The organism is Agromyces sp. Marseille-Q5079 (assembly GCF_051016555.1).
GTDB lineage: Bacteria > Actinomycetota > Actinomycetes > Actinomycetales > Microbacteriaceae > Agromyces.
In genome coordinates this window covers 210181-221478 of record NZ_JBPEJF010000002.1, presented here as the reverse complement: position 1 = coordinate 221478, position 11298 = coordinate 210181, and the positions used below count along the sequence as shown (strand labels likewise).

Sequence of the window (11298 nt, the reverse complement as noted above, 5' to 3'; positions counted from 1 at the left end):
TCATCCTTCCTCCTCCTTGCGCATCGCGCGCGCCACGTCGATGCGGGACCCGAGCGAGGCCGCGAGCGTCGACGCGACGACCGTGACGATGACGGATGCCGCGAGCACGGCCGTGATGAGCCACGGGTCGTAGGCGACGTCGGGCGGTGCGTCACCGCCGGTGAACCTGCTGAGGTCGATGCCGCCGAGCACGACGTGGGGCAGCACAGCGCCGAGCGCCGCGCCGACCACGAGCGAGACGGCCGTGACGGGTCCGATCTCCCAGGCGACGAGCGCGCGCTCGCCTCGACGGTCGAGCCCGAGCGTCGCGAGCAGGGGGAGCAGCCGGTCGCGGGCCGGACGCCCGACCACGAGCGTCAGGACGATCGCGAGGGCGGTCAGCAGGCTCGAGAGCACGATCGCGGCGACGAGTGCGGCGGTGAGCCCGCGCACGGTCGTCGTGGAGCCGAGCTGCTCGGCGAGGCTCGCGGGGGTCTGGACCGTGGCACCCTCGCCGGCGATCGCCGCGATGGCGGACACCGCGGCGCCGTCGTCGACGCCCGTTTCGAAGCGCACGAGCACGGTGCGCGGCACGAGCGTGGACACGTACGGATCGGCGTTCGATCGATCCATGAGGATCCAGTTCACCCGGGGCGAGTACGCCGTCGTCCCGTCGACCACGCCCTGGACCGCGTACGGGTCGCCGTCGATCGTGACGTCGGTCGCGCTCGACGCGAGCTCGTCGACGAGGCCCGAGACGAGCACCGGGACGCCGGCGTCGCCGGGCGGCTCGGCGAGCGAGTCCGGCAGCGGCGTGGCATCCGCTCGCCCGGCCTGGACCGCCTGCATCTCGGCGACGTCGATCACGACCAGGGTCGTCGCGCGCTGCCGGCCGTCGACTGAGAGCGAGACGTTGCGGGTCGAGTACACCGGCGCGATCGCCTCCACTCCGGGCACGTCGAGCATCTCGTCGAGCTGCGCCTGCGTCAGCGGCGGGCCTGAGACCGAGGCATCCGCCCCGACCCGGTGGGATGCCGCGTCGCCGACGCCCGAGCTGATCGTGCCGAGCATCACGGAGGAGAACACCGCGACGGACACGCCGACGACCACCGCGAGCACGGGCACGAGGCCGGCCGACGGATCCCGCAGGGCCCGAGCGGATCCGAGGAAGCCGACGAGGCCCGGGCGGGCCGCGAACCCGCGGACGATCCGCGCGAGGGGAATCGGGTAGAGCCGGAGCACGAGGATGCAGGCCACGAGGGAGAGCAGCAGCGGCACGGCCGCGAGCAGCGGGTCGACGCCGATGTCGGCCGCCGACGTCGTGAGGCCCCGGCGCAGCAGGACGACGACGGCCGCCGCGGCGAGGAGCACGACCACGAGCTCGCCGATCCAGCGCAGGCGGCTCCCGCCGGTCGTGCCGAGGTCGACGCGCGCCCTGCGGAGCGGGCTCAACGACGGCGCGGAGGCGATGAGCAGGGCCGCCGGGGTCAGGGCGAAGAGGGCGGCGACGGCCGGGCCCGCCGGACCGGCGTCGGCGTCGAACGCGAGGGTTCCGAAGATGCCGCCGAGGAGGGCCGCCGGGAGTCCGATGACGAGTCCCTCGAGCGCGAGGATGCCGCGCAACTGACCCGTCGACGCGCCGCGCGCGGCGACGAGCTCGAGGCCCTCGCGCCGTCGTTCGAACACGACCCGCGCACCGAGCACCAGGACGGCGATCATCACGCCGATCGGCCCGGAGGCCACGGTCGCGAGCAGGGCATCGCCCGCGGCCGCCGCGGCCGCCGCGGCGACGAGTTCGTCGCGCAGTCCGCTCGAGAACGACAGGTCGCCGACGGTCGCGTACTCGCCGACCCAGGCGCCGGAGCCGACCGCGTGCGGGTCGCTGGCGAATCGACCGAGCTGGACCTGCAGCTCCGCCGCCGCGTCGGCCGTGATGAGCTCTGGATCGACGGGGATCCAGACCGTGAGCGTGAGCGGCACGCTCGCACTCGCGAACTGCGACCACGAGCCGGGGTCGACGAAGGCGATCGCGGTGATCTCGGGTGCGGAGAGGCCGTTGTCGACGACGGACGGGTCGAGGGCGGGCAGGATGTGCGTCCAGGCGCCGTCGTCGGCGTCGACAGGCGCGACCGTTCCGGAGAGGACGACCTGCTGCGCGCTGCCCGCGACGTCGATCGTGCGCGCCTCGCCGACCGGCCACTCCATGCGCTCGGCGACCGGGTCGGTGAGGACGATCTCGATGGGCGCGGAGGACGGCACCGGGGCATCCACCGGCGCGGGCCAGGCGCCGGACGTGAGCTCCAGGTGCTCGCGCATGAGCGGATCGAAGCCGGTCATGATCCGGTACGTCGGCGAACCGGGCCCCGCGCCGTCGACCTGCGCGCGCACCGGCGAGATCGCGAGCATGGCGCGGGGCGGCCGCGTGACGGCTGCGAGCTCATCGGGCATGTCGTCGACGATCGCCGCGAGGCGCTCCTCGGTCGCGCCCCACACGGTCGCGACGTCGGCGTCGAGTTCGGTCGGACCCGTGCCGGGGCCGGTCTCGGGTCGCTCCCGGGACGTCGCGGTGAGGTCGAGCTCGGCGGCCGGGAGCCCGGCGACCTGTTCGTGCAGCGCATCCGTGTGCAGCACCGTGGCCGCACGCGGCACCGCCGTGGCGAGGAACGCGCCGACGAGGACGAGCAGCGCGAGCGCGATCGATGCGCCGGGGGCGGTGCTCAGGTGCCGGCGGAGGAGCCCCGACGACGACGTGCGGGAGCGATGCCGAGCGCTCATCGTTCCTCCTCGCGGATGCCCGGGGTGGCGGCCAGTCGGCGCACGGACGCCGCCGCGACCCAGCCGATCGCGGCGGCGGCGGCGAGGAACGCGGCGATGCCGACCGCCCACGGGAGCAGGTCGAAGCCGAAGGCGACGGGCAGCGCGCCCGGGGCATCGGCGACGGCCGCCCTGGCGAGGTCGCGGACGGTCGCGACGGCGGTGATCGCGCCGACGACCGCGCCGACGAGGACCGCGGTGCCGAGCGACACCGCGAGCTCGGCGAACCGCGCCCGGCCCTGCAGCGCGGCGGGCATGCCGAGCGCGCGGAGCACGACGACCTCGCCGAACCGGGCCCGTGCGAGGGCGGCCGTGAGGGCGGCGAGTGCCACGGCGGCGAACACGAGCGCGCCGGCCGCGCCGGCCCAGAGGGCGTTCACGGCCGGACCGATGAGCGGTGCGGACGACACGTCGGCGCGGGTGGTCGCGGTGGCCGCGGCCGCGGTGTCCCGGCGGAGGTCGTCCGCGATCGCGGCGGGGGTCGTGGTCGCGAGCCAGCGCTCGGTGAAGGCGGGCACGCCCTCGTCGGCGTCGAAGGCCGCGAGGGAGATCTCCGAGAGGTCGGCGAGCAGGCCGGCGTCGCCCGCGCCGGGCACCGTCGCGACGATGTCGGTGACGATCGCGTCGACGCTCGCGCCGCCCGTGAGGATGCGGAACGTGAACGCGTCGCCGGGCACCGCCCCGATGCGCTCGGCGAGGGCCGCGCCGAGCACGGCCGAGACGGGACCCGGGTCGCCTGCGCCTGCGCCGGCGACGCCGACGCGGGCGGTGGGCCGCTTCGAGCCGACGGTGGCGTCGCCCTCGGGCTGCAGCTCGGATGCCGCGATCGTCCCGTCGACCGAGACGGGACCGAAGCGCACCTCGACCTCGCCGAGCCCCTGCGTGCCGGTCGCGGTCGCGTCGAAGCCGAGCAGGCGCAGGCCCTCGGCCTCGGGGAGCGCGACGTGCGCGGCGCCGGCGCCGGCGTCGACCCGGACCGTGCCCGCGGGCAACCGGCTGGCCTCGCCGTCGGCGCCGAGGATCCACACCGACACGGCGACCTCGCCGGGCGTGCCCTCGGGGGCCGCGAGCCGCACCTCGACGTCGAGCGTCGCGCCCGCCGGCAGCGCGGGCGGCCCGGATGCCGGCGACAGCGTCGCGGCGGCCGCGGCGATGGCCGGGCCGAACGCCGCGGCGCCGGAGCTGGGCACGGCCACGAGCATCGTCGGGTCGGAGCCGATCCGCGCCTCGCCGCGGAACACGGGCAGGCTCGCGTCGACGGAGGCGACGTCGGCGAACGGGTCCTCGATCGCGAGCGGATCCGCGTCGTGCACGACGGAGCGGCCCGCGTACGTCACGCGCACCTCGCCGCCGACACTCGCTGCGGAGACCGCCCGGTCGAAGGCCTGCCAGCTGCCGGCGAACGCGGCCGCGAGCGTGAGGGCGCCGACGGCCAGCATGGTCATGAGCGACGCCGACGCGTACAGGCCGGCCCGCCTCGCGAGCTGCCGCATCGGCAACGCGGGGACCAACCCGGGACGGGCCGCGGCGAGGCGCTCGAGCAGGCGCGCGACGGGCCGGACGAGCCCGTTGCCGACCAGCGCGAGCGCGACGAGCACGAGCATGGGGGCGAGCACCGCGACGGGGTCCACCTCGCGCACGCCCGACGCACCGGTCACGAGCGGCGAGCCGTACAACCGGAACTGCCAGAGCGACACCGCGGCCGCGATCACGACGAGGAGCACCCCGCCCGCGGCGGCAGCCCGCGGCATCCGCCCGACCTCGTCGCCCGACCCGCGGAGGACGGGCCGCGTCGCCTCCCACCATGCCCGCCCGCCGAGCAGCGCGGCGGCGCCGAGCGCGCACGCGAGGGCGACCGCCGCCGCGACCGCCCACGACCTCGCCTCGCCCGGCCGGAGGAATCCGAGCACCGCCTCGGCCAGTGCGGCGCCGGCGGCCGCGGCCGGTACGCCGACCACGGCCGCCTCGACGACCGAGAACCGGGTGAGCCTCGCCGCCGACGCCCCGCGGGCCCGCAGCAGCAGCGTCTCGCCGCGGCGGCCCGCGGCGAGCAGGGCCGAGAGACGGTCGAGCGCGGCGAACCCGGCGAACGCGATGAGCAGCACCGGCAGCGGGGCGATCGCGCGCACCGCCGTGAGCCCCGCCGACAGGCGGTCGAGCGTGAGGACGAGCCCGCCCGAGGTGCCGAGCCCGTCGGAGCCCAGGTCGTCCTGCGCGCGCAGCACGGGTTCGACGTCGGGCAGCGCGGCGCGGAGCCCCGCGGCGAGGGCGGGCGTCATCGCGTCGGCGTCGGCGGTCGCCGTCCACCGCACGAGCACCGCGGCGGGCATGCCCGCGAGGTCGGCGTCGTCGGCCACGACGAACGGGCCGGCGGCGTCGTCGACGACACCGGCCGAGACGATCGGCTCCGCGAACCAGGCGGGGTCGGCGGGGTCCGATGCCGTCCACGTGCCGACGACCTGCAGGCGCACGGGATCGGCGTCGTCGACGACGAGCACGTCGCCGAGCCCGAGCCCGAGCGCCTGCGCGGCGTCGGATTGCACCGCGGTCGCGACGGTGCCGGGCTCGATCGCCACGGCGCCCGCGACGTCGGCGTCGTCGGGCCACGCGCCGCTGACGAGTTCGGCACGACCGGGCACGGCGTCGTCGACCAGCAGCACAGCGCCGAACGCGTCGCCGGTCGGGTCGGCCTCGGCGCCGACGCGCCTCACGTCGACGGGCGAGGTCTGCACCGAGCGGGTCCACTCGGCGCCGTTCGGCACGAGCATGCGGTCGAGCACGGATGCCGCGGCCTCCGCCTGCGCCTCGGCGTCGGCCGCCATCCGGATCTGCCATCGGGCGGCGCCGTTGGTGCCGGTCGCCGACGCGAGCCCGTCGCGGAGCCCGCCGAGCGAGGCGTTCGCGAGCGAGTCGAGCACCGCGGTTCCGAGGAACGCGAGCGCCAGGACGACGGCGGCGATCGCGGCGAACACCCCGCGGTGCGCGTTCGCGCGCGCCACAGCGGTCGATGTCGCTCCCACGCGATCTCCTCGTTGGTCGTTCGGGCCTCGCCGTCGAGGTCCCGTGCAGGGCGGACGTCGAGCGGATGACGAGTTCGCACAGCCTACTCGCACCGTCGCTCTTGCAGTCGAGGCCGAAGGTGCCATAGGCTACAGGGCTGGCTGCGCTCGCGCGGTCGCATGGAATGAAGACGACGACGACGCAGGAGGACACCATGCAGACAGACAGCTACACCCGCCCGTTCGTGGCCGGTAGCGCTCTGCGTCCGGTGCTCCACGTCACGGGCATCTCCGGGTAGTTCGCACCCCGCCCCGCAGGCTCGACCTGCACTGACTGATCAGCGGTAGCCCCGCACCCACGTCGCTCGCGACGTCATTCAGCGCTCGACGCGCTGCCCGACCGACTCCGTCTGCGGTCGTCTCGCACCACTCTCGAAAGGGATCCGGCTTGTCCGCCATCCAGCATCACCACGAATCCGCTCCGCCGCGCCTCGGAACCGTCCCGGCGCTCTGGCGCCTGCGCCGGTACGTCGGGCGTTCGGCGCCGGCCTTCGCGCTCAGCGGGCTCGCCGCGCTCGTCGGCCAGCTCATCGCCCTCACCATCCCGCAGGTGCTCGAGTCCATGGTCGACGGGCCGCTCGCCGACGGCGACGCCGACGCGGTAATCCCGTTCGCCCTGCTCGTCTTCGGCCTCGGCACCATCGAGGCCGTCATGTACGGCCTTCGCCGCTGGCTCGTCGTGGGCCCGGGCACGCGCGTCGAATCGCGCATGCGCAACGCCCTGTACGCGAAGCTCCAGGACCTGCCGGTCAGCTTCCACGACCGCTGGCCGAGCGGCCAGCTGCTCTCGCGCGCGGTCAGCGACCTCGGCCTGATCCGCCGCTGGCTCTCGTTCGGCCTCGTGCTGACGGCCGTGAACCTCGTGACGATCATCGTGGGCGTCGGCATCCTCATCTCGATGAACTGGATGCTGGGCGTCGTGTTCCTCGTCTGCTCGCTGCCGCTGTGGATCGTCGGGTACCTCTTCGAGGGGCGCTACTCGGAGATGTCCCGGCGCAGCCAGGACCAGGCGGGCGACCTCGCGACGGCCGTCGAGGAGTCGGTGCACGGCATCCGCGTGCTCAAGGCGTTCGGGCGCGGCAAGCACGCCCTCTCGACCTTCCGGGCGCAGGCCGAGTCGCTGCGCAGCACCGAGATCGCCAAGGCGCGCCTGGACTCGAACATCTGGGTGTGGCTCATCCTGGTCCCGGCCGTCGCGCTCTCGATCTGCCTCGTGCTCGGCGTGTGGCTCGCGGCGAACGGCGTGATCACCGTCGGCACGCTCGTGGCCTTCTTCGCGACCGCGACCGTGCTGGCCTGGCCGATCGAGTCGATCGGGTTCCTCCTCGCCTTCTCGCTCGACGCGCGCACGGCGACCGACCGCTTCTTCGAGGTGCTCGACAGCGAGAACCAGATCGTCGACCCCGAGACGCCCCGGGTGCTCGGCGAACCGCACGGGGCGCTGAGCTTCACCGGCGTGCACTTCCGCTACCAGGACTCGCCCGAGCGCTTCGGCGACCTGCTCGACGGCGTCGACCTCGACATCCGTCCGGGCGAGACCATGGCGCTCGTCGGGCTCACGGGCTGCGGCAAGACCACGCTCACGGCGCTCACCACCCGCCTGTACGACGTGACGGCGGGCTCGGTGACGCTCGACGGCGTCGACGTGCGTGCGTTCACGCGCGACGAGCTGCGCCGCCACATCGCCATGGCGTTCGAGGATGCCACGCTCTTCAGCGCCTCGGTGCGCGAGAACGTGCTGCTCGGCCGACCCGAGCTCGAGGGCGACGCGGCCGATGAGGTGCTGCACGAGGCGCTGCGCATCGCGCAGGCCGGATTCGCCTACGACCTCCCCGACGGCGTCGACACGAAGGTCGGCGAGGAGGGCATGAGCCTCTCCGGCGGCCAGCGGCAGCGCCTCGCGCTCGCTCGCGCGGTCGCGGCCAAGCCGGCCGTGCTCGTGCTCGACGACCCGCTCTCGGCGCTCGACGTCACGACCGAGGCCCGCGTCGAGGCCGAGCTCCGCGCGGTGCTCGCCTCGACCACGGCACTCATCGTGGCGCACCGCCCCTCGACGGTCATGCTCGCCGACCGGGTGGCGCTGCTCGAGGCCGGGAGGGTGACCGCCGTGGGCACCCACTCCGAGCTGCTCCGCGAGAGCGAGCACTACCGCTTCGTCATCTCGAGCCTGGAGGACGAGGCCGATGCCCAGGCGATCGGGCCCGGGCCCGACGAGGCGAACGACACCAGGCAACCCCAGACCACGAGAGGAGCGGCGTCATGAGCGTCACCGGTGTGCAGGGCGAGGAACGCCTCGACTACACGAAGTCCGAGTCGCGCGAGATCCGCGCGCGATCGGCACGCCTGCTCGGCTCGCTCCTGCGCCCGCAGCGCGCGAAGCTCTGGCTCACGGCCGCGGCGATCGTCGTGTCGTCGGCCGCGCAGGTCGCGGGCCCCGCGATCATCGCGTTCGGCATCGACCAGGGCATCCCGGCGCTGATCGACCAGAACTGGTACCCGGCCGCCCTCGCGGGCCTCGCGTACCTGCTCACGGGCGTGGTCGGCGCGTTCCTCATCTCGACGTACATCCGGCTCTCGGCGCGCATCGGCCAGGCGATCCTGATCGACCTGCGCACGCGCGTCTTCCTGCACACGCAGCGGTTGAGCCTCGAGTTCCACGAGTCGTACACGTCGGGGCGCATCATCTCGCGCCAGACGAGCGACCTCGACGCGATCCGGGAGCTCCTCGACGAGGGGCTCACGCTTCTCGTGCGCGGGCTCATGTACATGGTCTTCACGGCCGTGGCGCTCGTGCTCATCGACCCCACGTCGGGGCTCGTGCTGCTCGTCTCGCTCGTGCCGCTGGGCATCCTGACGCGCTGGTTCCAGGTGCGCTCGCAGGCGCTGTTCCGGCGCTCGCGCGTGGCATCCGCGAACCTCATCGTGAAGTTCGTGGAGACGATGACCGGCATGCGCGCCGTGCAGGCGTTCCGCTCCGAGAAGCGCAACGAGGCGGAGTTCGGCGGACTCGTCGAGGACTACCGCGACGTCAACGCCCGCGTGCTCGGCCTGTTCGCCGTGTACAACCCGGGCCTGGCGTTCATCGGCAACACCGCGGTCGCGGCGACGCTGGTGCTCGGCGGGTTCCGGGTCGTCGACGGTGCGCTCGAGATCGGCGTGCTGCTCGCCGCGGTGCTCTACACGAAGCGGTTCTTCGACCCGATGGAGGACATGGCGATGTTCTACAACGGGTACCAGTCCGCGTCGAGCGCGCTCGAGAAGATCTCGGGCGTGCTGGAGGAGGAGCCGAGCGTGCCCGACCCGGCGCACCCGGTCGACCTGCGCAGGGCGAAGGGACGCGTGTCGTTCGAGAGCGTCGAGTTCGCGTACACGCGCGACCGCGTCATCCTGCCGCGCTTCGACCTCGACCTGCCGGCCGGCCAGACGGTCGCCCTCGTCGGGTCGACGGGTGCGGGCAAGACGACGCTCGCGAAGCTGCTCGCGCGCTTCTACGACCCGAGCGACGGCGTCGTCGCGCTCGACGGCGTCGACCTGCGATCGCTGCACCCGAAGGACCTGCGCCGCGCGATCGTGATGGTCACGCAGGAGGCGTACCTCTTCTCGGGCTCGGTGGCCGACAACATCGCGCTCGGCAAGCCGGACGCCACGTTCGACGAGATCGTGCAGGCGGCGAAGGCCGTCGGCGCGCACGAGTTCATCGAGGGCCTGCCGAACGGGTACGACACCGACGTGAACAAGCGCGGCGGCAGGGTGAGCGCCGGCCAGCGGCAGCTCATCTCGTTCGCGAGGGCGTTCCTCGCGAACCCGGCCGTGCTGATCCTCGACGAGGCGACGAGCTCGCTCGACATCCCGAGCGAGCGCCTCGTGCAGGAGGCGCTGCAGACCCTGCTCGCCGACCGCACGGCGGTCATCATCGCGCACCGGCTCTCGACGGTCGCGATCGCCGATCGCGTGCTCGTCATGGAGCACGGCCGCATCGTCGAGGACGGCGCACCGGCCGACCTCATCGGCGGTTCCGGCCGGTTCGCGGCGTTGCACGCGGCCTGGCGCGACTCGCTCGTGTGATCCTCCGCCGGTCGCGGCATCCGTTCCCTCGAGCGGATGCCGCGACCGGCGCCCGCGCGTCCGCGTGAGCTGCTCAGGTCGAGGCCCGCAGGCCCGCACCCGAGAGGGCGTGGACCGCGGCCGGCTCGATGCCGTCGAAGCGGGTCGCGGGCGCCCAGGTGTACGCGCCCATCATCGGGCTCACGAGCAGGTCGCCGACGCCGAGCCTCGGAAGCCGCAGGCCCCGGGCGACGACGTCGACGCCGTCGTCGGTCGGGCCCGCGAGGGTCACCGGCTCCGAGGAGCGCTCCCGCAGGCGCCTGACGGCGCGTTCGGCGTCCTCGTCGGTCACCGGGCGGTCGGCGAGTTCGGAGGCCGCGAACACGAGCGGGCGCACGCCCTCGGCCGGGATGTTCGAGTACGCCCCGTACACGCCGTCGTCCAGGTGCACCCACCGGCCGTCAGCGCGATCCTCACTGCCGATGACCCGGGTCACGAGGGTCATCGCCGGGGCGGCGACGAAACGGCCCGGTTCGGCGATGACGCGATACCGTGCCGGGGCCGACGCGAGGGCCTCGCGGATGCCGTCGGCGATCTCGGCCAGCGCCGGGACCGGCTCGTCGTAGGCGACCGGGAACCCGCCGCCGATGTCGAGCGTGTCGAACGTGGTGCCGAAGCGGCCCTCAAGCTCGTGCATGAGCTTCAGGGTGCGACGGATGGCGCGCCTCCACGGTTCCGCGCTCGTCGTCTGGCTGCCGACGTGGAACGTGAATCCGGCTACGGGACGCCCCGCCGCGAGGCAGTGCGCGACGAGGGCGGACGCCTGCTCCGGCGGGACGCCGAACGTCGAGGACAGGTCCGACGCGGCATCCGGATTCGGGAACGAGAGCCGCACGAGCACGCGGGCGTCCGGCGGCAGTCCGTCGAACTCGTCCACCTCGGCGGGGTCGTCGACCACGAACGTGCGAATGCCGCGCAGGTACGCGCTCGTCAGCTCGGCGATCGACGTGACGGGGTGCGTGTGCACGCAGCGGCGGATCGCGACGCCCTCGTGCTCGAGCAGGTCGAGCTCGGCGCGGGAGGCGACGTCGAAGCTCGCCCCGAACGCGTCGACGGCGCGGATGAGCGCCGGGTGGGGGAGCGCCGCCAGCGCGACGTGCAGCTCGACACCGGGCAGCCGGCGGCGCAGCTCGAGCAGCTGGGCCGTGACCCGGTCGGCGTCGAGCACGAGGAGCGGGGTGCCGTGCCGTTCGGCGAGCCCGGCCAGGTCGAGGCGCCGCGCGTCCGCGGCGAGTCGGCGGCGCACGAGCTCCCTGGTGCGGCGGGCGTTCGGGGGCGACCGGGGCGGGGGACTCGGTCGCGCGACCCGTCTCCGCGCGGTCGAGGCGGACGTCGGCGCGTT

Annotated in this window: 5 protein-coding genes; 2 read left to right on the top strand and 3 right to left on the bottom strand. The window is 74.3% G+C overall.

Going from position 1 to position 11298, the window contains the following annotated elements:
* Both ACR3IO_RS04790 and ACR3IO_RS04785 read right to left on the bottom strand, forming a co-directional pair.
* On the bottom strand, positions 1-2754 hold the full coding sequence (locus ACR3IO_RS04790; protein ID WP_434070033.1) for an FtsX-like permease family protein: 2754 nt from the start codon (positions 2752-2754) through the stop codon (positions 1-3).
* Positions 2751-5813 (bottom strand): hypothetical protein, encoded by a 3063-nt coding sequence (locus tag ACR3IO_RS04785; RefSeq protein ID WP_434070032.1) that lies wholly within the window; start codon positions 5811-5813, stop codon positions 2751-2753. Before ACR3IO_RS04785 ends, ACR3IO_RS04790 begins: the two co-directional genes overlap by 4 nt.
* A gap of 427 nt (positions 5814-6240) precedes the next feature.
* Between ACR3IO_RS04785 and ACR3IO_RS04780 the strand changes: the two genes are divergently transcribed.
* Both ACR3IO_RS04780 and ACR3IO_RS04775 read left to right on the top strand, forming a co-directional pair.
* On the top strand, positions 6241-8115 hold the full coding sequence (locus tag ACR3IO_RS04780) for an ABC transporter ATP-binding protein (RefSeq protein WP_434070031.1): 1875 nt from the start codon (positions 6241-6243) through the stop codon (positions 8113-8115).
* On the top strand, positions 8112-9917 hold the full coding sequence (locus tag ACR3IO_RS04775; RefSeq protein ID WP_434070030.1) for an ABC transporter ATP-binding protein: 1806 nt from the start codon (positions 8112-8114) through the stop codon (positions 9915-9917). The genes ACR3IO_RS04780 and ACR3IO_RS04775 overlap by 4 nt, the downstream gene beginning before the upstream one ends.
* A 73-nt stretch (positions 9918-9990) precedes the next feature.
* Here the strand turns inward: ACR3IO_RS04775 and ACR3IO_RS04770 are convergent, their stop codons facing one another.
* On the bottom strand, positions 9991-11202 hold the full coding sequence (locus tag ACR3IO_RS04770) for a type III PLP-dependent enzyme (RefSeq protein ID WP_434070029.1): 1212 nt from the start codon (positions 11200-11202) through the stop codon (positions 9991-9993).
* Positions 11203-11298: the final 96 nt, after the last annotated feature.

Bases quoted from the DNA above. Each gene is read 5' to 3' on its own strand.
- ACR3IO_RS04775 (WP_434070030.1), top strand. From the start codon at position 8,112: ATGAGCGTCACCGGTGTGCAGGGCGAGGAACGCCTCGACTACACGAAG.
- ACR3IO_RS04790 (WP_434070033.1), bottom strand. From the start codon at position 2,754: ATGAGCGCTCGGCATCGCTCCCGCACGTCGTCGTCGGGGCTCCTCCGC.